At 63.4% G+C, this 26,680-nt stretch carries 26 protein-coding genes and 2 pseudogenes; 4 read left to right on the top strand and 24 right to left on the bottom strand.

The window, feature by feature from the left end; genetic code table 11:
- Positions 1 to 19: 19 nt before the first annotated feature.
- From AABQ55_RS29765 to AABQ55_RS29745, 5 genes are all read right to left on the bottom strand, one after another.
- On the bottom strand, positions 20 to 2,440 hold the full coding sequence (locus AABQ55_RS29765) for a TonB-dependent receptor domain-containing protein (protein WP_272808656.1): 2,421 nt from the start codon (positions 2,438 to 2,440) through the stop codon (positions 20 to 22).
- Between the two features lie 111 nt (positions 2,441 to 2,551).
- A complete protein-coding gene (locus tag AABQ55_RS29760) occupies positions 2,552 to 2,692 on the bottom strand; it encodes a hypothetical protein (RefSeq protein WP_272808655.1) in 141 nt (46 codons plus the stop codon).
- Positions 2,689 to 3,132 carry a D-aminoacyl-tRNA deacylase gene (gene dtd, locus AABQ55_RS29755; protein WP_272808654.1) on the bottom strand — a complete coding sequence of 148 codons (444 nt, stop codon included), beginning with the start codon at positions 3,130 to 3,132 and terminating at the stop codon, positions 2,689 to 2,691. Before dtd ends, AABQ55_RS29760 begins: the two co-directional genes overlap by 4 nt.
- Positions 3,129 to 4,316 (bottom strand): amidohydrolase, encoded by a 1,188-nt coding sequence (locus AABQ55_RS29750; protein ID WP_272808653.1) that lies wholly within the window; start codon positions 4,314 to 4,316, stop codon positions 3,129 to 3,131. The genes dtd and AABQ55_RS29750 overlap by 4 nt, the downstream gene beginning before the upstream one ends.
- Positions 4,313 to 5,521, bottom strand: a complete 1,209-nt coding sequence (locus AABQ55_RS29745) for a diaminopropionate ammonia-lyase (protein WP_272808652.1) — start codon at positions 5,519 to 5,521, stop codon at positions 4,313 to 4,315. The genes AABQ55_RS29750 and AABQ55_RS29745 overlap by 4 nt, the downstream gene beginning before the upstream one ends.
- A gap of 115 nt (positions 5,522 to 5,636) precedes the next feature.
- Between AABQ55_RS29745 and AABQ55_RS29740 the strand changes: the two genes are divergently transcribed.
- Entirely contained in the window at positions 5,637 to 6,098 is a 462-nt protein-coding gene (locus AABQ55_RS29740) for an Lrp/AsnC family transcriptional regulator (RefSeq protein WP_272808651.1), read from the top strand.
- Between the two features lie 155 nt (positions 6,099 to 6,253).
- Here the strand turns inward: AABQ55_RS29740 and AABQ55_RS29735 are convergent, their stop codons facing one another.
- The 4 genes and pseudogenes from AABQ55_RS29735 to AABQ55_RS29720 all read right to left on the bottom strand — a co-directional run.
- On the bottom strand, positions 6,254 to 7,030 hold the full coding sequence (locus tag AABQ55_RS29735; protein WP_272808771.1) for a molybdate ABC transporter substrate-binding protein: 777 nt from the start codon (positions 7,028 to 7,030) through the stop codon (positions 6,254 to 6,256).
- Complete coding sequence (locus tag AABQ55_RS29730) at positions 7,023 to 7,814, bottom strand: ABC transporter ATP-binding protein (protein WP_272808650.1); 792 nt, start codon at positions 7,812 to 7,814, stop codon at positions 7,023 to 7,025. The genes AABQ55_RS29735 and AABQ55_RS29730 overlap by 8 nt, the downstream gene beginning before the upstream one ends.
- A pseudogene (locus AABQ55_RS29725) lies at positions 7,804 to 8,703 on the bottom strand (FecCD family ABC transporter permease); the annotation flags it as partial. The pseudogene AABQ55_RS29725 and the gene AABQ55_RS29730, both read right to left, overlap by 11 nt.
- Positions 8,682 to 9,716, bottom strand: a pseudogene (locus AABQ55_RS29720) (ABC transporter substrate-binding protein); the annotation flags it as partial. The pseudogenes AABQ55_RS29725 and AABQ55_RS29720, both read right to left, overlap by 22 nt.
- Before the next feature lie 221 nt (positions 9,717 to 9,937).
- On the opposite strand from AABQ55_RS29720, the gene AABQ55_RS29715 reads away from it, so the two are divergent.
- Positions 9,938 to 10,147 carry a TOBE domain-containing protein gene (locus AABQ55_RS29715; protein WP_272808648.1) on the top strand — a complete coding sequence of 70 codons (210 nt, stop codon included), beginning with the start codon at positions 9,938 to 9,940 and terminating at the stop codon, positions 10,145 to 10,147.
- A 106-nt stretch (positions 10,148 to 10,253) separates the two neighbouring features.
- On the opposite strand, the gene AABQ55_RS29710 is transcribed toward AABQ55_RS29715, so the two are convergent.
- From AABQ55_RS29710 to AABQ55_RS29700, 3 genes are all read right to left on the bottom strand, one after another.
- Entirely contained in the window at positions 10,254 to 11,270 is a 1,017-nt protein-coding gene (locus tag AABQ55_RS29710) for a FecCD family ABC transporter permease (RefSeq protein WP_272808647.1), read from the bottom strand.
- Positions 11,271 to 12,302: an iron ABC transporter substrate-binding protein gene (locus tag AABQ55_RS29705; protein ID WP_272808646.1), complete on the bottom strand. Its 1,032-nt coding sequence runs from the start codon at positions 12,300 to 12,302 to the stop codon at positions 11,271 to 11,273.
- A 103-nt stretch (positions 12,303 to 12,405) separates the two neighbouring features.
- Entirely contained in the window at positions 12,406 to 13,617 is a 1,212-nt protein-coding gene (locus tag AABQ55_RS29700; protein ID WP_272808645.1) for a molybdopterin molybdotransferase MoeA, read from the bottom strand.
- A 61-nt stretch (positions 13,618 to 13,678) separates the two neighbouring features.
- On the opposite strand from AABQ55_RS29700, the gene AABQ55_RS29695 reads away from it, so the two are divergent.
- Positions 13,679 to 14,287, top strand: coding sequence for a gluconokinase (locus tag AABQ55_RS29695; RefSeq protein WP_272808644.1), 609 nt, complete (start codon positions 13,679 to 13,681; stop codon positions 14,285 to 14,287).
- 4 nt (positions 14,288 to 14,291) lie between these two features.
- Positions 14,292 to 14,624, top strand: a complete 333-nt coding sequence (locus tag AABQ55_RS29690; RefSeq protein ID WP_272808643.1) for a YciI family protein — start codon at positions 14,292 to 14,294, stop codon at positions 14,622 to 14,624.
- Between the two features lie 143 nt (positions 14,625 to 14,767).
- Here the strand turns inward: AABQ55_RS29690 and AABQ55_RS29685 are convergent, their stop codons facing one another.
- The 12 genes from AABQ55_RS29685 to AABQ55_RS29630 form a co-directional block, all read right to left on the bottom strand.
- The gene (locus tag AABQ55_RS29685) at positions 14,768 to 15,436 is read right to left on the bottom strand and encodes a nucleoside triphosphate hydrolase (RefSeq protein WP_272808642.1); all 669 of its coding nucleotides are present in this window, start codon (positions 15,434 to 15,436) and stop codon (positions 14,768 to 14,770) included.
- A gap of 117 nt (positions 15,437 to 15,553) precedes the next feature.
- Positions 15,554 to 16,423 carry a D-psicose 3-epimerase gene (locus AABQ55_RS29680; protein WP_272808641.1) on the bottom strand — a complete coding sequence of 290 codons (870 nt, stop codon included), beginning with the start codon at positions 16,421 to 16,423 and terminating at the stop codon, positions 15,554 to 15,556.
- A 119-nt stretch (positions 16,424 to 16,542) separates the two neighbouring features.
- The gene (locus tag AABQ55_RS29675) at positions 16,543 to 17,313 is read right to left on the bottom strand and encodes an SDR family NAD(P)-dependent oxidoreductase (RefSeq protein WP_272808640.1); all 771 of its coding nucleotides are present in this window, start codon (positions 17,311 to 17,313) and stop codon (positions 16,543 to 16,545) included.
- Between the two features lie 28 nt (positions 17,314 to 17,341).
- The gene (locus tag AABQ55_RS29670) at positions 17,342 to 18,460 is read right to left on the bottom strand and encodes an ABC transporter ATP-binding protein (RefSeq protein ID WP_272808639.1); all 1,119 of its coding nucleotides are present in this window, start codon (positions 18,458 to 18,460) and stop codon (positions 17,342 to 17,344) included.
- A gap of 58 nt (positions 18,461 to 18,518) precedes the next feature.
- Entirely contained in the window at positions 18,519 to 19,283 is a 765-nt protein-coding gene (locus AABQ55_RS29665; protein ID WP_272808638.1) for an SDR family NAD(P)-dependent oxidoreductase, read from the bottom strand.
- A gap of 27 nt (positions 19,284 to 19,310) precedes the next feature.
- Positions 19,311 to 20,135, bottom strand: coding sequence for a carbohydrate ABC transporter permease (locus AABQ55_RS29660; RefSeq protein WP_244768675.1), 825 nt, complete (start codon positions 20,133 to 20,135; stop codon positions 19,311 to 19,313).
- Positions 20,128 to 21,060 (bottom strand): carbohydrate ABC transporter permease, encoded by a 933-nt coding sequence (locus AABQ55_RS29655; RefSeq protein WP_272808637.1) that lies wholly within the window; start codon positions 21,058 to 21,060, stop codon positions 20,128 to 20,130. Before AABQ55_RS29655 ends, AABQ55_RS29660 begins: the two co-directional genes overlap by 8 nt.
- Before the next feature lie 61 nt (positions 21,061 to 21,121).
- Entirely contained in the window at positions 21,122 to 22,456 is a 1,335-nt protein-coding gene (locus AABQ55_RS29650) for an extracellular solute-binding protein (protein ID WP_244768673.1), read from the bottom strand.
- A gap of 142 nt (positions 22,457 to 22,598) precedes the next feature.
- Entirely contained in the window at positions 22,599 to 23,624 is a 1,026-nt protein-coding gene (locus tag AABQ55_RS29645) for a LacI family DNA-binding transcriptional regulator (RefSeq protein WP_244768672.1), read from the bottom strand.
- 229 nt (positions 23,625 to 23,853) lie between these two features.
- Positions 23,854 to 24,615 carry an ABC transporter ATP-binding protein gene (locus AABQ55_RS29640; RefSeq protein WP_272808636.1) on the bottom strand — a complete coding sequence of 254 codons (762 nt, stop codon included), beginning with the start codon at positions 24,613 to 24,615 and terminating at the stop codon, positions 23,854 to 23,856.
- Positions 24,612 to 25,652 (bottom strand): FecCD family ABC transporter permease, encoded by a 1,041-nt coding sequence (locus AABQ55_RS29635; RefSeq protein WP_272808635.1) that lies wholly within the window; start codon positions 25,650 to 25,652, stop codon positions 24,612 to 24,614. Before AABQ55_RS29635 ends, AABQ55_RS29640 begins: the two co-directional genes overlap by 4 nt.
- Positions 25,649 to 26,671 (bottom strand): ABC transporter substrate-binding protein, encoded by a 1,023-nt coding sequence (locus AABQ55_RS29630; protein WP_443021248.1) that lies wholly within the window; start codon positions 26,669 to 26,671, stop codon positions 25,649 to 25,651. The genes AABQ55_RS29635 and AABQ55_RS29630 overlap by 4 nt, the downstream gene beginning before the upstream one ends.
- Positions 26,672 to 26,680: the final 9 nt, after the last annotated feature.

Below are 26,680 nucleotides of genomic sequence, written 5' to 3'. Positions count from 1 at the left end.
TACGCCCCGCAACCGGATTTCAGAACTTGGCGCGGAGATTCAGTCCGAACGACCGGCGCGCGCCGGCCTGGCCAAAGGCCAAAGCGGCATCCGGATCGACGATGGTGAAGTATTTCTCGTCGGTGAGGTTTTCCGCAAAGGCGGTGATCTCCCAGTTGTCCTTCTTGAACCCGGCCTGCGCGTTCACGAGGAAACGAGAATCGATCTTATACATGCCTTTCGTGCCGAACCGGGAATTGTAGTCCGTGGTGTATTTGGCATCCGCTCCGACATAGACGCCGTTCTCGAACTCATATCGGCCACCGAAACCCACGGTCCATTCCGGCGCTTCGGGGAAGGCCTTTCCAGCCTGATCCCCGACACCGGCGTGGTTCCATTCCAGGAACTTGGTGTTGAGATAGCCGATCGACGCGAAGGCCGAGAACTGGTCGGTGACCTGATAGCTCGGCTCGATCTCGAAACCCCAGGCGCGGGAGGATGCGGCATTTTCCGTCACGCGGTAGCCGGGCACGTCCGACCGCGGCCGGATTTCAACCTGCTGATCCGTGTACTTCGTGTAGAAGAGGTTGGCATTCAACGTGAGCCGGTCATCCAGCAGCATCCCCTTGTAGGACAGCTCATAGCTCTGCGAATATTCCGGATCGTAGGTATCGATCGTGTAGACCGGGGCCTGGCTGCGGTTGACATAGGAACCGCCCGAGCGGAAGCCCTGCGAATAGGTGACGCCAACCTTGTGATTGTCGCCGAACTCTTTCAGCAAGCCGAGTTTCGGCACGAAATTGACTTCGGTGAAGGACGACGTGCCATTCGGCGGCGACCACACCGGATCCATGCCGTAGAGGACCATCGAGTTCAGTTCCGTGTTCTTTTCCCTGAGGTAATCCAGGCGTCCGCCGGCAGTCGCAAACCATGTGGGTGCGAACTCATAGGTCGCTTCGCCAAACACCGCGAGGTTCGTGGTGGTACGCCGCTGATCGTCATCGACCTGATAAATCGTGCCCGGCATGAAATCGGGATAAGGCTCGGCGATGAAGCGCGACGAGCCGTCGAAGACCTGATGGCTCCCGAAGACGCCGGCAACCCATTTCCAGCGGCCCTCCTCGTAGTTCAGGCGGAATTCCTGGGTGGCGATCCAATCGTTATCCGTGCCCCAGATGCCGGTTACATAACCGGGCGTGTCGCCGTCCACAGAGCGCCGGTTGTTGATGCCGTACTGGTAGCCGGTCTGCGAGGTGAAACGAAGCGCATCGGAAAAGTCGTGCGTCACTTCAAGGCCGAGATTGTGGACCTCGGTCCAGCGATATTCCGTATAAGTATCGGGATTGTTGTTGAAGTCGCCGCGCCCATTGTAGAGGCCAACCAGGCGATCGTTCGGGCGATCCTTCGAGTAGGAATAGGTCACGACCGCACGGGTCTCCGGCATCTCGGACGGCGTGATGAGCACCTTGGCCCGAATGGTGCCGCTGATATCCGTGGTCAGATCGTCATAGCCGGCATAGTGCTTGAAATTCGAATAGCTGACATCGGACCGGGAGCGTACGAACGCACCGGCGATGCGCAACGCAATCTGATCCTCCACCAGCGGCGTGTTCATGACGAAGGCGCCTCCCACAAGGTCGTTGCTGCCGACCGTGCTGGAAAGCTCCACTTCCTTGTCGAAAGTCGGGTCCTTCGACTTGATATAGACCGCTCCCGACATGGCGGCGCGGCCGGAAAGCGTTGACTGCGGGCCGCGATACACCTCGACCTGCTCGACGTCCCAGAGGTTTCTTGCGCCGAAGCGCGCATTGTAGCGGGTCTGGAGAATGCCATCCACGTAAAGCGAGCCGACCGGCGCGCCGCCGGGAACGAAGCCTTCCGAGCTCATACCACGGATGACGAAGCCGGAATTGACCGTTGCGCTGTCCAGCACGTTGGCAAGGCGGCGATAGACATCCTGCGTGTGCCGGATCTGGCCATCCCGGATTGCCTCGGCATTGACGATGCCGACGCTTGCGGTCGTGTCGTTGAGCGCCGTTGCCTCGCGCGCGCCGTAGAGCGTGATTGCTTCCAGAAGCGTCGCGCCCTCCTCCACCGCGCCCGTCGTGACGTCGGGTCCCGCCGGGTCCACGCTCAGCGTCACCTGGTTGCTTCCGGCAAACCGGGCGTCCAACCCCGTGCCGGCCAGCATCGCGGTCAGCGCCTGCTCCGGCGTCAGGTTGCCGCGCGCCCCGCCCGTCGATTTTCCGTTTGCCAGGGATGCGTCGTAGAAAATCTGGAGGCCGGTCTGCGCGGCAAGGCTGTTCAGCGCCGGCGTGAGCGGGCCCGCCGGCACGCTGATGGATCGCGCTGCGGAGTGCGATTGCGCCGGTGCCTGCGCATTTGCCGGCGCCGGCGCGCCGAGCACGAGCGCGGCGGCCCCGGCCGAGAGCATCGCCCTGACGGAAAAACTCATATTCATGAAACCCCCAATCCATACGGCGTTCAAGGCGCCGCAGTCCATCACAGGAGCGGAACACACCCGCTCATTGGCTTTGACGATTGGGTTTGTCGATTTGGGACTCTCGGGCGCTCAATGTTTTTTGAAGGCAATCAATTCCGGTCCGGCGCGGAACCAGCCGCAAGACCGGCCATTCCCGACGCCGGGTGAAAACGCCATGTGCTGGAATTCGTCGCGCCCCTCCGGATGATCGATGATCCGCACATCCATCATCCGGACGCCGTGTCCAGCCAGATCGTCACGGGACCGTCATTGGCCAGCTCAACCCGCATGTCCGCGCCGAAGACGCCATTCGCAACGGCAACACCAAGGGCCGCAACCTTGGCGGAGAAGTCCTCATAGAGACGTTTTCCCTCGTCCGGCGGCGCGGCCGTGGAAAAGCCGGGCCGGTTGCCTTTCGTCTCGGCGGCGAGCGTGAACTGGCTGACGATGAGAGCGGAACCGCCCACATCGACAACCGAACGGTTCATGCGATCCGCATCGTCCCTGAAGATGCGAAGATTGACGATCTTGCGCGCCAGCCATTCGCTTTCCTTCTCCGTGTCGCCCTTCATCGCGCACACGAAGACCAGCAGGCCATTGCCGATTTCCCCCGCTATCGCGCCGTCAACGATGACGCGGGCGGATGAAACCCGCTGGACGAGTGCTCTCATGGGAATGGTTTCCTGCTCTTATCGGCTCCGAGACGGTCGCGGACAAGCTCTACCCAAAACCGCGCACCGAGAGATAGGAGAGCATCGTTGAAATCGTAGTCGGACGCATGAAGCGGCCGGCCGTGCGCACCCGTTTCTCCATTTCCGAGAAGAAGAAAGCAACCGGGTACGGCCGCGCAAAAGTGGGCGAAGTCCTCCGAGAAACTCATCGGCGGCCGATCGGGGATGACCTCCAGTCCAGCCGCCCTGCCGGCACGGACGACGGCGGCGACGGGCTCAGGCGCATTAATCGTCTCGATGAATTCCGTCTTGCATGTCAAGGATGCCGAGACCTTGTGCGTGGCGGCGACGCCATCGACGATCTGCTGCATGAAGCCGACCGCGGCCTGCCTGTCCTCGGGCGTGCGGGCCCGCATGTCCCCTTTCAACGTCGCATGACCGGGAAGCACGTTTCGCTGACCGTCTGTCAGGAACTCCGTGACAGAAACAACAACCCCGGCTCCGGGCGGAAGCTTTCGCGCCACGATGGTTTGCAGGGCAAGCACCATTTCCGAGCCAACCGTAATGGTATCGACGCCGACATGCGGCATCGACGCGTGGCCGCCCTGGCCATCGATTTTGATTTCGAACAGGGTTTCGCTCGTGCAGATCTGCCCGATGCGCGTGGAAAGCTGACCGACCGGAGCGCCGGGAAGATTGTGGATACCGTAGACCTCCTCGATCGAAAAACGCGACAGCACGCCCTCGCCGATCATCGCCTGCGCACCGAGGCCATGCTCTTCATTCGGCTGGAAGAGGAAGACGACCGTGCCGACGAAATCGGGGTTGCGGGCAAGGGTCTCGGCCGCGGCCAGCAACATGGTCGTGTGGCCGTCATGGCCGCAGGCATGCATGACGCCGGCATTCGTTGACAGGTGGTCGTGGCTGCCGGTTTCCTGGATCGGAAGCGCGTCCATGTCGGCGCGCAGGCCGATCACCCGGCCGCCGGTTCCAGCTTTCAGCACGCCGACCACACCGGCGCCCTCGTGAACCTCAATGCCGAGATCGCGCAGGAACGCGGCGACCGTTGCCTTCGTGCGGTGCTCCTGGAAACCGAGCTCGGGATGACGATGCAGGTCATGGCGAAGCGCCACCATGCGCCGGGTGAGATCGTGCATGTGGGCAGCATCGATTGCCATGGTCATGCCGCGTTCTCCTTCAGCACCGTCTCCGGGTCCTTGCCGACGATCTCCCGGTAAAGCGCAGGGTCCGTCGCGCCTTCGGTGTTGATCACCAGGGCTCGTGCCTCGGGGCCAAGCCCGATAGCGGCGGCCGCACCAGGGTCCTTCAGGACGGTAAGGAGGCCGGCGAGACCGGCGCCGCCGCTTTCGCCCGCGACCACCGCGGGATCGCCAGCCAGGGGATTGGCAAGCCGGCGCATGACCTCAACGGCGATATCCTCGTCCACCGTCATGAAGCCGTCTGCCACGCGTTCGAGGATGCGGAAGGCCACCAGCGACGGCTCGTAGCATTCGAGCATGGCCATGACCGTCGATTGCGATTCATCGACCTTCACGGGCCTGCCCTGCTTGGCGCTTTCATAGAGGCAGGCTGCGCGGGCAGGCTCAACCACCGTCACATGCGGCCGCCGGTCGCCCAGCACCATCGCCAGGTGGCCTGCGACCGCAGCGGCGAAACCGCCGACGCCGGCCTGGAGGAAGACGTGGGTCGGCGGTTCTTCCAGTTCGGCGAGGATCTCGCGGACCATGGCGGTGTAGCCCTGTGCCACGAGGCCCGGAATATGCTCGTAGCCGGGCCAGGACGTATCGGAAAGAACCGTCCAGCCGCGCTCGGCGGAAACACGCGCGGCCTCGGCGACGGAATCGTCATAGTTCCCGGCGATGCGGACCATCTCCGCGCCAAACCGTGCGATCGCTTCGATCCGCCCCTCGCTGACGCCGGCATGGACGAAGATGACGGCGCGCGCGCCCATCAGTTGCGCGCCCTGCGCCACGGAGCGGCCGTGGTTGCCGTCGGTGGCACAGGCGAAGGTCATGCTTTCGGCGACCGCGCGCACCTCGGCAGACAACAGCTCCTCCACCTTGACGGCGCGGCCCAGGCGGCGGCTCGCCTCCTCCTGCACGAGGATCATCAGGGCATAGGCGCCACCAAGCGCCTTGAAGCTGCCGAGCCCGAGCCGGAACCCTTCATCCTTGAGGTGAAGCGACGTCAGTCCCAGTTCGCCGGCGAGCCCCGGCAGCGCGCGCAGCGGCGTCGCCGCGCTGTTCTCGCGCAGCGCCAGGACCTTCGCGACGCGGTCGGCGGCCTCGGGAGAAAGCGTCCCGGCATCCTGCGGGGTGAGAGCCTGGCCGTGCGTTTCAAGCGTGTTCGGGAGATAAGGGTTGGTCATCGCGTTACGCTCCAGATTGGCATTCACGCAAAGCTAGTGCAAAAGAGATGAAAGTTCGGCTGTATTTTCGGCCTCGTTATGCAAGTATCTTTCATCTCGCACCGGTAAACAGGCCATGGCGCCCCTCGACAGCCTCGACCTCGCCATCCTGCGCATCCTGCAGAAGGACAACCGGACGCCGCAGCGCGAGATCGGCGAGGCGGTGAACCTGTCCGCCCCCTCGGTCCAGCGCCGCATCCGGCGCATGGAGGCGGATGGCGTCATCCGGGCGCAGGTCGCTCAGATCGCCCCGGAGGCCGTCGGCCTGCCGCTGACGATCATCGTCCAGGTCGAGCTGGTCAGCGAAACGCCCGATGCGATCGATGCTGCCAAGCAGCGCTTCCGCGACGCTCCGGAAGTCCAGCAATGCCACTATGTCACGGGCGAGGCGGATTTCATTCTGGTGGTCATCGTCGCCAGCATGTCGGCCTACGAGGATTTCACGCGCCGCATGTTCTTCGAAGGTGCCAATGTCAGGAAGTTCCGCACCATGGTCTCGATGGGCGAGGTCAAGACCGGCACGATGCTGAACATCTGACGCCCGCTCAAGGAGACGCACGGTTTTCGCCTGGAGCCATTTCTTGAAGACGCTCGGCCAGCCTGCCGCCGAGGCCGCAAAAGTCCATGCGACACTTTGGATCCGGGTGACGACGGAAAACAAGCCGGACGCGGAGGTACCGCTGATATCGGTGCCTACGAGCGCATGGACTGATGATGGGCGCCGCCATTGCCGATGGGAAGCGGGTCGCCGCTTTCTGGAAGAAAGCCGTTGGCGACCAGGATTGACGCCGCACGCTCCGTCAGCAGAAAGTCCTTGAGCAGCGTGGCGCTCTGCCCGGCAGCGTTCCGGACCGCGACGCCATAAGAAATGCTCGGGGCAAGGCGGGCCGGCAGTTGCACAACGGTGAGCGCCGGATCTTTCGCGTGCAGGCGCGCATTGGAGGCGTAGCTCAGGAAAAGATCGACGGCGCCATCTGCGATCAGGCCGCTCGCGCCGAGCCCGGGTTGAGAATTGCGCCCGCCGACCAGCTGCAGGGCGCGGGATTTCAGGGCGTTGCCGAGCCCGGGGCGATCGGCCTCCAGGCGATCGAACATCTCAAACTCGTAGTCTCCGGACGGATCGTCGCCCGGCGTCGAGGTGCCGATGCGGATCGAAGGGTTTGACAGTACGTCGGCGACATTCTCCGTCGTCAGCCCAAGATCGGCGCGCGCGATGATGGCGAGGCGGTTTCGGGCAAAGCAGAGGGCGTCCTTCGCCAATCCGATCGAAACGAGGCGCTGCGGATGGGCCATGTTGGCGGAGGCGAAAAGATCGAACGGCTCACCGGCCTCGATCCGCTCGCGCAGCAGCCCGGCCGGGCCAAGCGAGATGGAAACCGCGGCCCCGCCGGCTTTCTCGAAGGCGGCGGCGATTTCGGGCAAGGCGTGCCGCAGGCTGCCGGCGGCGAGGACGCGGACCCTATTACGCATGGGGATCTCCCTCGCGCATCCGTCGGCGGAACAGCGGCACGAAAGCGCTCTCCTGTCCGGCGGCGCCATCCAGACGCACAGCGCGAACCGGAACGCCATAGAGCGCTTCGAGGCTCGATTCCGTCATCGCGGTCCCCGTCGGGCCGAACAAGGTCTGTGTATCGGGAAGCATCAGGAGAACCTTGTCCGCAATCGCCGAGGCATGGTTCGGCTGGTGCGTGGTGAAGGCGATCGCCAGTTTCTGGCTGTCGGCCAGCCTGCCGAGCAGGGAGAGCACGATGTCCTGGTTCTTCAGGTCGAGCGCGGAGGCCGGCTCGTCCAGCAGCAAGACGTCGTTCTCGCCGGCAAGCGCCCGGGCGATCAGCACCAGCTGGCGCTCGCCGCAGGAGAGGGACCCGATGCTGCGTGCGGCATAGTCGGCCATGCTGGTGGCCTCCAGCGCCGCCATCGCCTTCTCGACGTCGATCACGCCCGGCGTGCCGAACAGCGCGATGTGCCGTGCCCGGCCCATCAGCACAATATCCAGCACGGAATAGGGAAAGGAGCCGGAAAATTCCTGCGGCACGAAACCGGTTCGCAGATTGCTTTCGACGGCACCGGAGGCCGGCTTCAACAGACCGGCGAGCACACGCAGCAGGGTGGATTTGCCGCGGCCGTTCGGGCCGAGGATGGCAGTGATCTCGCCGGCGCCGAGATCGAGATCGAGCGCGCGGAACTGCCAGCGTTCGCCGTCATAGGAATGGCCCGCCTTGCTAAGGCGGAGCCTGATGCGATCAGAAGCCATTCGTGCCTCGCTGGGTCTGCCGCAAGACCAACGCGAAGACCGGCGTGCCGATCAGCGCCGTGAGAATGCCGAGCGGTATCTCCGTTGACGTCGCCGTGCGGGCGACCGTGTCGATGGCCAGCAGGTAGAGCGCACCAATGATCAGCGAGGCCGGCATCATCACGCGATGATCCGGCCCGACCAGCAGACGCGCCATATGCGGCACGACGAGCCCGACCCAGCCGACGATACCGCTGACCGCGACTTGCGCGGCGACGATGCACGAGACGAGCACGAGCACCAGCCAGCGCAGCGGCTCGACATGAACGCCGAGAGTCCGGGCGTCTTCGTCGCCCATCGACAGAAGGTTGATGCGCCAGCACAGGCCAATGAGCAGCAGGCTGCCGGCAAGCACCGGCGCGGCGACGAGAACGAACTTGTCCCAGTTCCCGGTGGCGAAGCTGCCGAGCAGCCAGAACACCATGGCGGGAAGCTTGTCTTCGGTGTCGGCGAGATATTGCAGGAGGCTCACCAGCGCCCCGAAGAAGCCGGTGACGACGACCCCGGCGAGGACCAGCGCAAGTATGTTGCGGCGTGCGACGATGCCGTTCAGGGCATAGACGAGCACGAGGGCCGACAATCCGAACGCGAAGGCGGACGCAAGAAGCCCATAGCGCGGAAGGCTGAGCAGGATGGCGAGCGTGCCGCCGAAGGCCGCACCCGAGGAGACGCCGACCACCTGCGGCCCGACCAGCGGATTGCGGAACACACCCTGCAGCGCCGCCCCGGACAGGGCGAGCCCTGCCCCCGCCAGCACGGCCAGAAGAATGCGCGGCAGCCGCACCGTGAAGACGACATTCGCCTCCATCGGCGTGACCACAATCTCCGGCGGACTGACGGGCGCCAGTAGGAATCCGCCTCCTTCTGCATGTCGATATCCGCAAAACGCTCGGGATAAAGCTCCTTCGCCATCCAGAGTTCGCCGAGCGCCATGGCTTCCGGCATCGGATAGCCCCAGGCCTTGGCATATTCGGGCATCAGGGAGATGCGGCCGTTCCTCACGGCATCGATCGTCTGCCAGGATGCCGTCGTCCTGATCTCGTCGACCACGGCCGGATAACGCTCCTGCACGAAGATGACGGCGGGGTTCCATTTGAGGACGTCCTCCATCGTGACCTGCTTAAAGCCGGCGATCTCGTTGGCAACGTTGCGGGCGCCGGCACGCTCCATCATCAAGCCGGTATATTTGCCGCGGCCATAGGTCGAGAGATCAGGATTGGCCATGTAGACGGGAACGCGCTTGTCCTCGGGAATGTCGGCAAGGCGCTCGGCAACGAGCGTGCGGCTCTTCTTGGTGACGGCGATCATCGCTTCCCCCCGATCCTTGCGATCGAGGATGTCGGCGATCAGCCGCACGCCGGCCGCAAATCCGGCATCGATCGCCGCCGGCTCGTCCTTGACGGCCGGATTCATCTTGACGGCCTCTTCCGGCGGCACGTCGAGCAGCGAGATGGCGACGACCGCAAGCCCGGCATCCTCGATCTGCTTGACCATGTCGGTCGGCGCATAGTTGGTGACGAACACCACGTCCGGCTTCAGCGTCAACAGCTCCTCAATGTTCACCCTGGTCAGGCCGCCGGGCATGGCGAGTTCCGGGAGCGTCGGGGCCAGTCGCACATATTTCGCGCCGAGCTGCTTCTTCCATTCGTCGAGCACGCCGACCACCTTGTCCATGGCATCGAGCTGCACGGCGATGTTGAGCGTCTGGTGCTGCAGGATGACGACACGGTTCACCTGGTCGGGCACATGGACCTCACGGCCGATCTGGTCGGTTATCGTCCGGTCCGCCCAGGCGGGCGTGGCGAGCAGCAGGCCGGCGATGGCAAGCGCGGTCTTCGAGGCGGAGGCAAGGCGTGCGAGCATGAATGGGTTCTCCCTTTACGGTTCAGGGATAGCAGGTATCCCCGGCTGGCAACAACGTTATATTTAAAAGAATATTACGCCATATGGCGCGATGATAGGCTGCTCGGGCTTGCCGAACATGCCTTCGAAGCCGGAACTGTTCTCCCGGTTCGAACGGTAGTCGCCAGGCGGGCTGACGTGCTATGGCGGTGCCTTTGCATAGGCCAATACGGGAGAGTTCCATGAAGATCAGCGCGCGCAATCGTCTCAAGGGCAAGATCGTCGAAGTGACCAAGGGCGCGACCACCGCGCATGTCCGCATCGAAGTCGCCGGCGGCGCCATCGTCACCGCATCGATCACCAATGAATCCGTGGACGAACTGGGCCTTGCCGTCGGCGGCGAAGCCTATGCAATCGTCAAGGCATCCGACGTGATGGTCGCGGTCGACTGAGACCCATTCCTTGGATCCCGCTTGCCGCGACATGGAGCGCGGCAAGCGCCTCGATCCCGACCCGGGGCCTGCGGCCACATCGCAGATGAGCGCGGGAAGGGCCGCGTCACGACCAGCCTCGCTTTCCGGCGATCAGCAGCCACAGGAAGAAGGGCGCGCCGACCGTGGCGGTGAGGATGCCGAGCGGCACTTCGATGTCGGCGATGGAGCGCGCCAGCATGTCGACGACGATGAGATAGGCCGCGCCCAGCATCATGGCGGCAGGCAGCAGGCGGCGGAAATCCGGGCCGACGAGCATCCGAGCGATATGGGGAATGACAAGGCCGATCCAGCCGACGATACCCGTCACGGAAACGGTCGCCGCCGTCACCAGCGTCGCGCCGGCGATCAGCACGATGCGGGTCTTCAGCGTATCGACGCCCAGCGTCTTCGCCTCCTCGTCACCAAGCGTCAGGATGTTCATGCGCCAGCGCAGAAGCACAAGCGGCACGAGACCGAGTATGACGGCCGGCAGGATGGAGAGCACGTCGAAGCGGCTGATCGCCGTCATGCTGCCGAGCAGCCAGTAGGTGATGGCGGGCAGCTGATCATAGGGATCGGCAAGCACCTTGATCAGCGAGATGCCCGCGCCAATCAGCGCCTGGATGGCGATGCCGGCAAGCACCAGCGTCAACACGGGATCGCGCTCGCGCACCAGCGCGCCGATGACCGTGACGACCAGCACCGCGAGAAGCCCGCCGGCAAAGGCGGCGAGCTGGATGGCGAACACCGGCAGCGAAAGAAAGATGCCGAGCACCGCCCCGAGGCTGGCGCCGACCGACACGCCGAGCAGATCGGGCGAGACGAGCGGATTGCGGAACAAGCCCTGGTAGGTCGCCCCCGCCGCCGCAAGCCCTGCCCCGACGACGATGGCGGCGAGGACGCGCGGCAGGCGCACGTTCCATAGCACGGTGGCGAGCAGCGGGTCCGTCGTCTCACCCGTCACCAGCTGCCGCAGGGCGATCAGCAGCGGCTGCAACCCGCCGCCATATTTGCCGACCATCATGGAGGCGAGGGCCAGCATGCCAAGCCCCAGAAGGCCGACTGCGGCGAGCCGACCGGTCAGGGCGGCGGATGGCCGCATCTACTTCGCCGCGCCCTTGCCGAGCAGGGTTGCAAGCTGCGCGTCGCTGAGCTCGACCTGGTAGAACAGCTTGAAGAAAGTCCGGACCTCTTCATCGAGCGCAGTCGGCACCGTTTCCGGATAGAGCGTGTGCTCCAGCCAGGAAACGCCGACCAGGCGGTTGATGCCGGGCGGGGAATCGATCCAGCCGAACGGCAGGCTCGGCGTGACATGGACGCGGCCTGCCTTGACGGCATCGAGTTGCGCCCAGAGCGGATCATCCTTCACCGCCTCGGCGAATTTCGGCGAAGCGGCAAGGATGGTATCCGGCTTCCAGGACAGGATCTGTTCGAGCGAGACCTGCGTCAGGCCACCCTTGCCGGCCGCCGCCGCAACATTCCGCGCGCCGACCGCTTCGAGCAGCTCCATGTTGATCGAGCCGGCAAGGCCCGTTTCCAAGCCTTCTCCGCCACGGCCATAATAAACCGAGGGCCGCTTGTCCGTGGGAATACCAGCAAGGCCTTTTTCCAACGCAGCGAATCTCTCGTCGGCATAGGCTGCAAGCGTTTCGGCCCGCGCCTCGACGCCGAGCATGGCGCCGGTTTCACGCAGCATCGCGCCGCTCCTGGCAAAGGCACCATCGACGAGCACATAGGGAATGCCGGTCTGTGCCTGCACCTTGTCGGCCAGCGAGGCATAGGTGGGATTTACCGTGCCGACATCGATGATGATGTCGGGCTTTGCGGCCAGCACCGCCTCGATATTGGCCGTGCCGCCCTTACCGGTCAGCTGGCCGAAGACCGGCAGGTCGCGGACGGACGGCAGCAGGAAAGCCTTTTCCTCCGGCTTCGGCTCGCGCACCCAGCCGGCAAGCTTGTCCGGCGCCAGCACATAGACGAGAACAGAGGCTGGCGGCCCGGCAGCGAGCACCCGCTCCACTTTGTCCGGAATCTCGACCACGCGCCCGGCGGCATCCGTGATCGTCCGCGCCATAGCGGGGAGGAACGACGCCAGCAGGGCAATGATGACCAGAACACAACGAAAAACCGGCATGTTTCTCTCCCACGATATATTGTAGCAAACATATCGCTGGTTTGCGACGGCATGGCAACATTCGCGCCATTCCCGTGTCCGCTGCTATGGAAGGATGCCGGCGTCAAACCGGCAGGACGTCGACAAGCTCGCCGGCCGCGATATTCCCTTGCTCTGGGGAAAGGACAAGCATGACATCCGCGAACGCGAGAGCACGAAGGCTGGCCGAGCCCTCATACGGCAGCGGTTCGACCGCCGTTGCATGGCCCGGCTCATGGCAAAGCCGCCCCGGAAGAACCTGCGTCCCGCTGCCCGATCTGGAGACCGGCCGGCTGACGGGAAGCCGCCAGGTGTTCCTCTCGGGTGCCTTTCCTTCCAGGCAAGCGATAATCGCGCGGCCGATAAGGTTGCATCCGACAGCGGCGGCAAACGGGCTTCCCGGAAGAAGCAGGATCGGGCAATCGTCGATATCGCCAAACCCGATCGGCTTGCCCGGCCGCAGGTCGAGCTTCCAGAATTCGAGGAAGCCGCGACGGGAAACGATCTGCGTCAGATGATCGGCGGAGCCGACGGAGGCACCGCCGGACGAGATGAGGAGATCGTGACCGCTCGCGGCCTCGACGAGCCGCGCGAGGATCACTTCGGGATCGTCCCCGGCAATGCCGATATCCGTGACCTCCGCGCCGGCCGCCTGGAGCATGCGGGACAGCATCGGCCGGTTCGTATCGTATATCTGGCCGTTCTCCAGAAATCCGGGGCTGGCGACAAGCTCGTTGCCGGTGGAAAGCAACGCCACCTTCGGCCGCGGCACGACCAGCACGGAACGCAGGCCGAGCGCCGTCAGGAGCGCAAGCTGGCCCGGGCCGATGCGTGTCCCGGCCTTCAGCAGGACATCACCCATCGAGACGTCTTCGCCGACGCGGCGGATATGCGGTTTTCCCCCGGCCTGTGCCCGCAGGTGAACGGCATCGCCCTCCACCTGCGTCGCCTCCTGCACGACAACCCGGTCGGCGCCGGGCGGTACAAGCGCGCCGGTCATGATGCGCGCCGCCTCGCCCGGATGCAGCGCATGCACGATCCTTTCGCCGGCCGTGATCGTCTGCCCGATCCTGAGGCTTGCCATTCCGTCCGGCCGGATGTCCCCGGAGCGAACGGCAAAGCCATCCATCGCGGCATTGTCGAAGCGCGGCAGGGGGACTGGCGCGACGATATCTTCCGCCAGCACATGGCCGAACGCTGCAGACAGGGCCATCCGAACCGGCGGGATGGAGGTTTCGATATAGGCCTCGATGAACGCCAGGGCGTCCCGGAGCGATTTCGGCGTTCTTTTTTCCATGCGTCTTTTCCCGGGCGAAGCGGTGCCCATGCGGCACAGGCCCCTGCACGAAATCTATCACATGGACCTTGCCAGCAAAGCGGTTGCGCGAAGGCTGCGGCTCCTTCTCCAGACCGAACGACCGAGAATACCGAGCCGGCTACGACAATCCGCCAGCCATGCCTTCGTCTTGCCAGGCATTCCCGGCTGCCTGGTTCAACGAAGACCACCAGGAAGGTGGATCGCCTGGGACGAGAGCGCCTTGCATCCACCGGGCAACATCGACAAGATGAGCCGGGGCGTCCCCTTGACGGACGCCGACCGGATGCCTTGGCTGCGCGACATCGGCCGCAGGCTGAATGCGGCCGGCGACCGGATGATCATCGGCTGCTCGGCGCTCAAGCGAGCCTATCGGGAAACCATCGTCGCCGAAGCCCGCCATCCCGTGACCTTCATCTATCTGGCGGGCACCCGGCAGGTCATCGCCGCGCGGATGAGCGCAAGGAGCGGTCATTTCATGCCGACAAGCCTGCTGGACAGCCAGTTCGCGGCGCTGGAGGAACCGGAGGACGACGAGAATGCCATCCGCGTCGATATCGACCAGCCGCTCGACGCCCTCGTGCGGACAACCGTCGAACTGCTCGCCACGCCATCCGGTGCAACGCGGCTCGAAACCGCTGACAGGAGATAAAGCGATGCCCAAGTTTATCACGATTGGATACGGCGATCCGACCGACTACGATCGCACGCCCCAGGCAGTCAGAGACGCCGCTCATGCCCAGGACGCAAAGCTTCGGTCCGAAGGCGCGTTGATGGGGATCGCGGGCGCCCCGGTACAGGTCCGCAATCCAGAGGGCAGCGGAATAGACACGCGTGACGGACCGTTCATGTCGTCCGCCTTGCCGGTCGCCGGATTCGCCGTCATCGAGGCTGCCAATCTGGCCGAAGCCATCGAGAAGGTGTCAGCCGTCCCTTGCGCGGTGGCGCATGGTGTCGTTGAAGTCTGGCCACTGGAAGAGGCACCCTGATCTGAGGCCGCACCGTAGCGGGCGAGGTGGAAGCTGTGCGCCAGATCATCAAGGCGCACAACCAGCGCCTCTACCGGCTCGCGGCACTCGGAATAACAGGTGCTCGCTGACCGCGGGGACAGTGGTGAAAAGATGGCGGCTGGTCAGAGCGCCGGCTCGCCTTTCTCTGCGTTCTCCAGGCGAAGGTCCGGTTCGGCGCTCGTAGACACGATGGACAGACCGTTAGGGAGGTCGTTCTCTTCGACCTTCCTGTTGACCTCCGCTTCGTCCAGGCCGTAGCCGCACCACCGTTGCTGGAGGCGCCGCCGCAGTTCCCCCTCATCGACATCGACAAAGATGGTGAAGTCGAAAATCGGCTTGAGACGATCCCAGGGCGCCTGTCGAGCAAGCAGATAGTTCCCTTCGCAGACGATGATGTCGGTGGATTGCGGGATGAGCCTGCCGCCGGCGCGGGCAATCTCGATCGAGCGGTCGAAAACCGGGATGGCGACGACATCATCCTCGTTCGCCTTCAGGCGTTGCAACATGTGCCGCAGGCCATGAGCATCGAAGGTATCGATCGCGCCTTTGAACGCACGGCGCCCCATGGCCTCCAGCACCGCGTCATCATAGTGATATCCATCCATGGGGAAGAGCGCGGCCTTGACGGAGCGCTGTTCATTGATGAGGTCGACGGCGCGTTCCGCCAAGGTCGATTTTCCGGAACCGGGCGCCCCCGCAACGGCGATTAGAACCCGCCGGTTTCCGGCATCGATAAACCGCTGCAAGGCAATGTCTGCGATCCGGCGTGCGTTGTCTTCTATGCTGCTCATGGAAGTTTTCCTCAGGTATTGCGGACGGGCCGCGGCGACCGCAACGCCGCGGCTGAATTGACGGTCGGCGCGAGCGGATCGAGCTATGCCTCTGCCCGCAAGCAGTTCCGCCGGCAGTCAACCTCCAAGCACGAAGCGAGAGAATGCGAGTGCGTTTTTCGCGTCCTCGTCCATTTTCGCTTCGTCTGCGCCCTCGCTGAGATCGCGCCAAACCCTGATGTCGGATCCGATGGTTCCGCCGGTCTTTACGAACGGCTCCATGACGACAGCACCGGTGTATTTGATATCGCGGAGGGCGAGACCGACCTCGTGCCAGGGAATCCTGCCTTTACCGGGTACACGGCGATTGCTTTCCCCCGTGTGGAAATGACCGAGCAGCGGGCCGGCGGTACGGATCGCCTCGCCAAAGCTATCTTCCTCGATGTTCATGTGGAACGTATCGAGCATGACTTTGACATTCGGCTTCCCGACATCCTTCACGAAGGCGACCCCTTCAGCGGCGGTGTTGACAACGTGGTTCTCGAAGCGGTTGAGCACCTCGATGCAGAGGTTGATGCCCAGATCGTTGGCAAAGTCCGCAATGTCATGGATTCCCTCGACACCACGCGCACGGTCACCCTCCTTGTCGACCGGCTTGGAATAGTCGACAGGCCAGTAGGAGTGCAGCGCGCCACCGATCGTCTTGATATCGAGCTTGGCGACGTTTGTGAGCGTTTGCTCGAAGAATGCCCTGCCCGCCTGGCGCACCGCACTGTCAGGTGACGACAGGTTCCTCGTCTTGGAAGGGCCGATCCCGGCCGTGAGGATGATATTGTTATCCTTTGCGGTCTGCCTGATGATGGCGAGATCCGCATCGCTGTACTCGTTGATATGGTGCGCAGCGACCTCGATAATATCGAAACCAAGCTTCGCAACCTTCTCGACATAAGGGCCGAACTTGGCGCTCCATTCTTTTTCCCAGTAAGAGTAGTAAATTCCGTGCTTCATTGGAGCCTCTCTACGATCTTGGTTGTGTGTGTTCGTACCGGCCACTCGGCAGGCAACCGGGGGACGCGATCAGCGAATGAAATTTCGGTATCGGTTTCGAGCGTGGGCGCGCGCTGCGATCACCAGCAGGTGAACCCGCCGTCGACCGGGACGATTGCCCCCGTCATCAGGCTTGCGGCGTCGGAAGCGAGGAAATGCACGACGCTCGCCACCTCGCGCGCCTGGCCGAAACGGCCCATCGGCGTATCGGCGCGCCAGGCGGCTGCAAGGCCGCTTGCTTCGGCGTGGGCGATGAGCGGGGTTTCGATATAGGTCGGAGCGACCGCGTTGACGCGCACCCCGCGCCCCGCCCATTCGGCGGCGAGCGAACGGGTCAGGTGATGCACGGCCGCCTTGGAGGCGTTGTAGTGCGACTGCCCCTGCGGGCGGTTGACGATCAGGCCGGACATCGACCCGATGTTGACGATCGCGCCACGGCTCCTGACGAGCATGTGGCGGCCGAAGGCACGGTTGCACCAGAAAACGCCGTTCAGGTTGACATCGTTGACGGCGAGCCAGTCGGCATCTTCAACATCCTCTGCGGCGACCGGCGGCCGTCCGATTCCGGCGTTGGCGACGAGGATGTCGGCGACGCCGTGCTTTGCGGCGATCTCATCAGCGGCGCGTTGCACGGCGGCGGAGTCGGTGACATCGGCGGTATACGTTCCGGCATCGAAGCCCTTCGCCAGCAGGGCAGCCCGGCCCTCTTCAAGGGATGCCGCATCGCGATCAAGCAGGATGACGCGCGCGCCCGCCTCGGCCAAGGCCTCTGCAATAGCAAGGCCGATCCCTCGGCTGCCGCCGGTCACGACGGCAAGCTTTCCATCAAGTCTCAGTTTTTCCATATACATGGTCATTCCTCTTGGAACGTGAAGTTGATCAGGCGGTGCCCGTCTGCACCAGCGCTGCCGTCGAGCCGGAAGCCATAGTCGTTGGCCGCGTCAGCGCCCTGTCCTGCGCATCGAAGACATGTGAGCGATCCGGATCGGGTGTCAGGAAAATGGTGTCGCCGCGACGGTAGCCGCGTTCACCGACCGCGCGCACGGTCAGCGTACCGAGTGATTTCACGTCGAGCGTGAAATACGCATCGCTGCCGAGCTGCTCCTCCACGAGGATCGTACCGCTCCATACGCCGACATGACGGTCGTAGCGCAGGTGCTCGGGACGGATGCCGAATGTGAGCCTGCCGTCAGGAAGCGGCTCCTTGAGATTGGTGATATCGAGGCCGCCGGCCGACGTCTCGATGCGATTGGGACCGGCCGCGGTTGCATCGATGAAGTTCATCTTCGGCGAGCCGATGAAACCGGCGACGAAGCGGTTGGCGGGCGCATCATAGAGCGCGATCGGAGTGTCGAACTGCTCGACGCGGCCTGCGTTGAGGACGACGATACGGTCGGCCATGGTCATGGCCTCCACCTGGTCATGCGTCACGTAGATCATCGTCGTCTTCAGTTCGTCATGAAGGCGGATCAGCTCGAGACGCATCTGGACGCGCAGCGCGGCGTCAAGGTTCGACAAAGGCTCGTCGAACAGGAATGCGCAGGGCGCGCGCACGATCGCCCGGCCGATGGCGACGCGCTGGCGCTGGCCGCCGGACAACTGGCGCGGAAACCGGTCGAGATAGGGTTCGAGCTCCAGCGCACGCGCTGCCGTCAAAACCCGTTCGCGGATCTCCTTCTTCGGCCGGCCGGATACACGCAGGCCAAATCCGATATTGTCGGCCACCGTCAGGTGCGGGAACAGCGCATAGGACTGGAACACCATGGCAAGCTGCCGTTCGGACGGTGCCAGCTTCGTCACGTCGCGGCCGTCAATGAGAACCTGACCGTCCGACACGTCCTCCAGGCCGGTGATCAGCCGCAGCAGGGAGGATTTGCCGCAACCGGACGGGCCGACGAACACGACGAACTCGCCATCCTTCACCGTAAGGCTGATGTTGCGGATGACATCGAGTTCGCCGAAGCGCTTGACGATATTCTGGAGCGCTATTTCGCCCATGATAGTTCCTCCTCTTGTGTGCGGCGACAAGGCGGCCGCGCATTGTCCGGGCGGCGGCTCAATGGAAGATGATTCCGCCGTCGACGTTCAGCGACTGGCCGGTGATGAAGGCAGCGTCGTCGGACCCGAAAAATGCGACCGATCCGACGACATCCTGCGGATAGCCCACGCGGCCCATCGCGGTTTTCTCAAGAACCCTTCTCAAGGTTTCCGGATCTTCGAGATGGGACCGGCCCATATCGGTATCGATGACACCGGGGCATACGGCGTTGACCGTGATCCCCTCCTTGGCGACCTCGACAGCGAGAGCCTGCGTGAAGTTGATGACCGCGGCCTTGGACGCGCAGTAATGGGACTCGCCCGGTCCGCCGCGCTTTCCGCCAATGGATGCGATGTTGACGATGCGGCCAGATCCCTTTGCCCGGAAATGCGGAAGGAAGGCCTTGGTCACGAGGAACGTGCCCTTGGTGTTGACGGCGAACATCCGGTCCCATTCGTCGGGCTCGATTTCGCCCGTCTGGTGGACAGAACGTACACCGGCATTGTTGACCAAGAGATCGAGACGACCGCTTGCTGCCAGAAGGTCCCGCGCCATCGTCTCGACCGAGACCGGATCGCTGACGTCACAATGGATGACTTCGCAGAGTCCGCCGGCATTCCGCACTTCGGCAGCAAGGTCCGAAAGGTCGGCCTCGCGCGCCTTCAGGTCGTTCGCGAAGACCCTGTATCCTTCGGCAGCCAACCGCTCGGCGATCGCCCGTCCGATACCACGGGACGCTCCGGTGACGAGCGCTGTCTTGTTTTCTCCACGTCGAGGTATCATTGCAATCTCCCTTGAATGCGTTTGCGTTCAGTCCTTCACGGCGCCCATCGTGACGCCGGAGACGATGTGTTTCTGCATGAAGAAGGTGAAGAGCACCGGCGGCAGGCACTGGATGATCGAGGCTGCCGCGATGTATTCCCAATAGACGCGGCCCGTGCCGACGAAGGACGAGATGACGACAGGGAAGGTCTTGGCCTCGCGGGTCGTCAGGAACAGCGCGAGCATGAATTCGTTCCAGGCGAAGATGAAGACGAAGGTTGCAACCGCCGCCAGGCCGCTTTTGCTGAGCGGAAGGACGACATCCTTCAGCACCTGCCACCAGGTGCAGCCTTCCAGGCGCGCGGCCTCGATGAGCTCCTTCGGCACGCGGCGAACGAAGGACATGGTCATCCAGACCGCAAACGGCAGGTTGAAGCCGGCATAGGCGATGATGAGGCCCGGCAGCGAGTCGAGCAGGCCGACGCCGCGGAAGATCACGAAGAGCGGCACGGCTGCGGCGATCGGCGGCATCATGCGGGTGGAAAGGATCCAGTCGGCCAGCGCCTCCCTGCCCTTGAACCGATGGTTGACCAGCGCGAAGGCGGTCGGCACGGCGAGAACCAGCGCCAAGATGGTCGCGCCTATGGTTGCCACCAGCGAGTTGACGATGAAGGGCCAGAATTGCGTCAGCACGTCCCGGAAATTCTGGAGATAAGTAAAGTCGGGGATCCACACCGGCGGAATCGCGATGATGTCGGCCGTCGGCTTGAAAGCACCGAGCGTCAGCCAGAGGATCGGAGCGACCGAGATAAAGACGAAGCCGAGGACCAGCACCAGTGGGCCGACGTCGCGAAGCCGAAAGGTACTATTCATCTTCGATTCTCCTGAGGAGCTTCACGGCAAAGGTGGTGATGACGATGGAGATGACGAGGATGATGACCGCGGCGGCAGAGCCGACGCCCGCCTGGAAGAACTGGAAGTTCTGCTGATAGGCGTAGAGGGTCAGCACCATGGTGGAATCGCCGGGACCGCCTCGGGTGGTGACATAGACGACATCGAAGAAGCGCAGCGTATCGATGATGCGCAGGATGACGCCGAGCAGCACGATGCCCTTGATCGACGGAATTTCCAGGAAGCGCATCACATGGTGCCACTTCGCCCCGTCGACACGCGCCGCCTCGTAAAGATCGGCGCGGATCGACAGGAGACCGGCCATGATCAGCAGCATCATGAACGGCGTCCACTGCCAGATATTGATCAGCAGGATCGAGATCATCGCCGCGGTCGATCCCCCGAACCACGGGACCGGCCCGAGGCCGACGCCGCCCAGCAGGTAGTTGGCGATGCCGAGCACCGGGTTGAACACGTAGGAGAAGATCATGCCGACGATCAGCGGCGTCACCATCATGGGGATCATGAACAGCGACCGCAGGCCGTTCACCCATTTGAGATGGCTGAGACTGACGAAGGCCTTCGCGATCACGAAGGCAATGACGATCTCGCAGGTGATCGACGTGACCGCGAGCATGCCGGTGTTCAGCATGGCGCGCAGGAACAGCGGGTCTGTCAGAAGATTGATGTAGTTGTCGAGACCGATGAAGACCGCCCGCTGCATCGCCGTCAGCTTCACTGCATGCAGGCTCAGATAGACCGAATAGATGAAGGGCCAGATGGTCAAAAGCGCGAGGAAGATGCAGGTCGGCGCGATGAACGCCGTCATCTGGAATCGATCATCGTGCAGGAAGGAGCGCCTGGTCGCCTCCTTGGGCGCGCGCGTCATCGAAACGGCATAGGCCATCGAGAGATCCTCCGTGAAACGGGAAGTCGAGGGAGCCAAATGCCTCCCCCGACAGAGAGCGTTAGAGCAGACCGTTCTGCTTCAGCAGTTTCGTCACGTCTTCCTGGGCGCCGTCCATGGCTTCCTTGGCGCTCTTTTCGCCGATGATGGCCTTGTTGACCTGCGCGCCGACGGTATCGATGAGCTGGAAGGCCAGCGGATGACGCGGGCGTACCTCGACCCAGGCATCCTTCTGGGCTTCGAAGAGCACTTCGGTCCACGGGAACTTCGCCTGGACGTCCTTGTCCTGCATGGCGGAAAGCCGGCTCGGCGGGCCGCCCGCGAGAACGAAGTCACGGTGGACCGGCTTGCTGGCGAACCATTTCAGATAATCCCAGGCCGCATCCTTCTGAGCGCCGTGCGTGTTGACGCAGGCGATCCAGCCGCCGACCGGCGAGACGGTCCTGCCGCCGTCCTTGTGCGGCATCAGCGCCGCCTTGAACTTGCCCGCGATCTGGCTCTGCTTGGGATCGTTTGCGATCTGGGCACGCACCGACCAGTCGTTGATCATCGCGAGCTTGCCGGCTGCGAACGCATTGGCACGCTCGTCCCAGGCGAAGGATTCGACGCCCGGCGGGCCATAGGCGACCATATCGCGGAAGAACTGCACGAGGTCGACCGATTCCTGCGAGTTCAGCGTCGGCGTCTGGTCCTTGTACGGTTCGGCGGAGCCGATATCATTCGACGCCCACGGCTTGCCGCCGGCGCTGTAAATCCACTCGAACCATTGCTGGCCTGCCGCCGCCCCGCGCTTGTTGTTCATGGCGTAGCCATAGACGCCGGGAAACTCCGGATTGTTGGTGAAGGTAGCGGCCGCCTTCTTCAGCTCCTCGAAGGTTTCCGGCACCTTGATGCCCGCCTTCTCGAAAAGGTCCGTGCGGTAGTACATCAGCTCGTAATAGATGCCGACCGGCAGGCACATGCGCTGGCCTTCCCAGCTCGCCTGCCCGGCGGCCGACGGCGTGAAATCATCCCATGCGAAGGTATCGGGATTCTCGGAGATCTTGTCCTCTGCGCTGTCGAGGCAACCCGCCTCGGCGAATTCGCCGATCCAGATGCCATCGATCAGCAGGACGTCATAGCTGCCGTCGTTCTGGGAGCACGCGAGAAGCTCCTTTTCGTGCAGCGCGTCGTAGCCGTAGCCGTCGATCTCGACATTGGCGCCGGTAAGATTCGTGAAACCGTCCTTGACGGCCTTCATCGAGTCGATGAACGGATCCGTGATGGTCATGACGCGCAGCGTCTTGCCGCTATGGTCGCCGAGCTGGCTCTTCCAATCGATCTCCTGTGCCATGGCGGTCGATGCCGCGAGCAGCGCCATGACGGAAATCGAGCTAATCATTTTTGCGGTTTGCATGCCATTCTCCTCCATTTTAGGCGCGTCTTCACATCCCCTGCCGACGGCGCCTGAACGCCGGCAAAGGTTTTCCCGTGCGGTGAAGAGGCCTCACCACATCGATTTGTCGCTGTTCGCAGCCGCTTATCTGTTCGCGTCTATCTCACGCGATACGGAGCGTATCTCCGAGCGAGGAAGGCGCCGCTGTCGAAGCCCTCACCACCAGTTCACATGTCAGCTTTTCGCGCGAGGCAGGCTCTGAACGGCCATCGAGATGACCGCGCAGGCGGGTCCAGATTGCCTGTCCCATCTGCTTCACCGGCTGGCGGATGGCCGTCATCGGCGGCGATACCGCATGCATCCAGGAATAGTCGTCGAAGCCGACCACCGAGATGTCGCGCGGAACCGAGAGACCGGTCTGGTGCGCACAAGCGAGAATGCCGAGCGTCGCGAAGTTGGTGAGCGCGATGAAGGCGCTGGCCTGCTGCTCCCCTTCCATGAAGACGCCGAGACGCTCCGTCGCCGTGTCGAAATCGAGACCGACCTCGATCAGGGTAGGCGGGGCAAGGCCTTCCTTCGCCAGAACCGCCTCGATGCCGGCGCATCGTTCCCGGATGTTCTGAAGCTTCAATGTCGAAGCAGCCACGACGAAACGGCGATGTCCAAGGGCGACGAGATGTTCCGCGGCCTTGGTGCCGGCATCGATGTTGTCCATCGTCACCGCATCCCCCTGGAACAATGAAGGGACGCGGTCGGCGACCACGAACGGAACCTGAGTATCGGCAAGGATATTGCGGCTGGCAAACTCGTCGCTGCAGGGGATGATCACGATCCCAGCCGGTCGCCAGGCCAATAAAGCAGAAAGGCGCCTTGCTTCCTCGTCGGCATCCCCATGCGAACTGGCAACGATAATGTCGAAGCCCTCGTCACGGACCTGCGCCTCGATCGATGCGATAAGGCTCGTGAAGAAGGGGTTGTTGAGGTCGGGAACGAGAGCAGCCACCACGCGGGCCTTTCCAGCCCGCAGCTGGGAAGCGGCCCGATCGGTTTCATATCCGAGCTCGGCGGCAGCGCTGCGAACGCGCTCGATCAGCTCAGCCTTGACCGCGCGATTTCCGCTAAAAACGTTGGAGACGGTTCCAGGAGAGACACCGGCTCTCTTGGCGACGTCCTTGATTGAAACGGGCATCTCGCCTGCCTCCTCCAGCAGTGCAATTCACGTAAAACGATTTACGTAAATCGTTTTACAGGATTCCGACGCGGAAACAAGCGGAAAATCGCCTCGACCAAACAAGAAATCGCGCGCTCACCTGTGCGATTTTGTTTTTCTCAATATTTGCAATGTTTTATACTTATCATGGGGCCATTTGGGCGCGCCGCCTACCGCTGAACTCGGTCGGCGTCGAGCGGGTAGACGCCTACCGCAGATACTGAATATGCGGGCGCGCATGATAGGCCGAGCTTTCGACCCGGGCCTCCACCGAGAACACCTCCTTCAGGAGATGTTCGGTCAAGACCTCGTGCGGCGCCCCGCAAGCGACGATCCTGCCCTTCTGCAGGACGATCAGGCGATCGCAGAACATCGCTGCGTGGTTCAAATCGTGCAGGGCGATGATGCTGGTGATCGGCAGGCCGGAGACCAGCCGCATCAAGCCGATCTGGTGCTGTATGTCGAGGTGGTTCGTCGGCTCGTCGAGGATCAGTTCCGATGGCGACTGGGCCAGCGCCCGGGCAATATGGGCGCGCTGCTTTTCCCCGCCCGACAGGCTTTGCCAGCGGTCGTTGCGCTTTTCGAGAATGCCGGCGCGGTCGAGCGCATCTTCCACGGCCTCCTCATCGGCCGGCGTCCAGCCGGAGAACATCGACCGGTGCGGAAACCGGCCCAGCTTGACGACATCGACGACCCGGAGATTGGCGTTTGTCGTGGCATGCTGTTCGACAAATGCCATGCGCCGGGCGACGGACCGGCGGCCGATGGTCCCGATATCCTGCGCATCCAGTGTCACCTTTCCGGAGTGCGGCCGCTTCAGCCCGGCAATCAGGCGCAGAAGCGAGGTCTTGCCGGAGCCGTTCGGGCCGAGCAGGCCCAGCATCTTGCCCTTAGGCGCCTCGAAGGAAATGCCGTCGATGATCGTCTTCTTGCCGATCTTCCAAACGATGTCGTGGACCTCAATGCTCATGATGCACGCTGGAACCGGTACAGAATGACGGAAAAGAAGGGGACGCCCACAAGCGCCGTCACGACGCCGATCGGCAGAACCTGCTGCGGGACCAGGGTGCGGGAGGCGACATCGGCGAGCACCATGAAGATCGCCCCGGCCACGGCGCAGGCCGGAAGCAGGCGGATATGCACCGGCCCGACGAGGAACCGTGCCGCATGCGGAACGACAAGTCCGACAAAGCCGATCGAGCCGACCATGCTGACGATCGTCGCCGTCATCATGGCGGTCAAGGCGAAAAGCACGATCCTTGCCTGGCCGACATTGACCCCGAGCGCAGAGGCCGCCTCGTCCCCGAAGGCGAAGGCATCCAGCACGCGGGCGTAAAACAGACAGGCGATCAGCCCGAGGCTGATGATGACGGACACCAGCGCGAATTCCGGCCAGCGAACGCCGCCGAAGCTTCCGAGAAGCCAGAACATCACGTCGCGCGCCTGCTGTGCGTTGCCCGACGTCGTGACGATATAGGCTGTCGCGGCATTGAACATCTGCGATGCGGCGACCCCCGCAAGGATGGTTCGATCCGCCCCGCCCCGCGTACCGTTCGAAAGCAGCGCCACGAAGAAGAAGGCCGCAAAAGCACCGGCAAAGGCACCGGCCGACAGGGACACGGCCCCCGCGCCGATGCCGAGGATGACGACAGCAACCGCCCCCGTGGATGCGCCGGCCGAGATGCCGAGCACATAGGGCTCGGCAAGCGGATTGCGCAGCAGCGACTGCATGATCGCGCCCGAGAGGGCAAGCCCCGCCCCACAGAAGGCCGCGACCAGCGCCCGGCTGAGGCGATAGTCCCAGATCACCGTCTCGTGGATGCGATTGAGTTCCACCGCCGTCCACCCCAGCCGGTTGGTTACGGCAGAGAAGGTCGTGGAAAGCGGAATCGGCAGATCGCCGATTCCGACGCTCACCCCGACGACCAGCGCGATAGCCGCCAGCGAGGCCAGCAGCAGCACGCCGAAGACGACATGCTGCCGCCGAGGATGGTGCGAAGCGATCACTTCAACAGACCGAGCGCCTTGAGCTGCCCGGCCACCTGCTCGGCACCGTAAACCGTGCGTATGGTCGGGTTCATGGCCTGGCCGTCCATCACGACGATCGCCTTGTTCTGGACCGCCGGCATCTGGCTGACGGCCGGATCGCTGTTCAGGAACGCGATCTTGGCCTCGGGCTTGTCGAGTTCCCAGCGATTGCGGTCGAGACTGGCGACGACGATGACGTCCGGGTTGGCGGCAATGATGCTTTCCCAGCCGAGCGTCGGCCATTCGGCCTCCGCCGTGATGGCGTTCCTGCCGCCGAGCAGGTCGGCGATGTAACCCGATGCACTGTTCTTGCCGCCAAGATAGGCATCGGCGGAAGGCGACTGGCTGGAGAACCAGAAGACGTAGGAGAGCGGCTTGCCGTCCTTCGACACGCCGGAGCGGAGGGCAGCCTCGCGCTTCTTGAAGTCGGCGATCAGCGCCTGGCCACGATCGGCAACATCGAAGATCTGCGAAAGCTCGTCGATCTCCTTGTAGAGCAGCTCCATGTTCCACAGCTGGTCGCGGCTGCCATACTCGTTCTTGACCTTTTCGGTGCTGAGGCAGGTGCTGGGCGAAACGTAGGACGGCATGCCGACCTTCTCGAAATCCTCACGCTTGGCGACCTTGCTGCTCGGGCCGATCAGGGTCGGCAACGCGGCAGCGACGAAATCCGGGTTCTCGGCCAGGATCGCCTCGAATGTCGGGAACTCGACCGTCAACAACTTGACCTTGGCGTTGGCCTCGGCGAGCTGCGGCAGCACCTTGCTCGGCCAGAACGCCGTGCCGACCATCTTGTCTTCAAGGCCGAGCAGCAGCAGGATTTCCGCGCTGTTCTGGCCAAGACCGATCGCCCGCTCGGGCGCCTTGGCGAAGGTCACCGTCGCACCGCAGTTTTCGATGGTCAGCGGATAGGCGGTGGATGCGAATACCGGCTGCACCGCAAAGGCGAGCGTGGAAGAAAGGCCGAACACGGCCAGAAATCTGTTGAGTGCTTTCACCGTCGATGT

Origin of the sequence: Shinella sp. WSD5-1 (assembly GCF_963942435.1) — a bacterium.
GTDB lineage: Bacteria > Pseudomonadota > Alphaproteobacteria > Rhizobiales > Rhizobiaceae > Shinella > Shinella yambaruensis.
The sequence above is the reverse complement of the archived record's forward strand: the minus strand, read 5'-3'. Positions and strand labels throughout refer to the sequence as shown.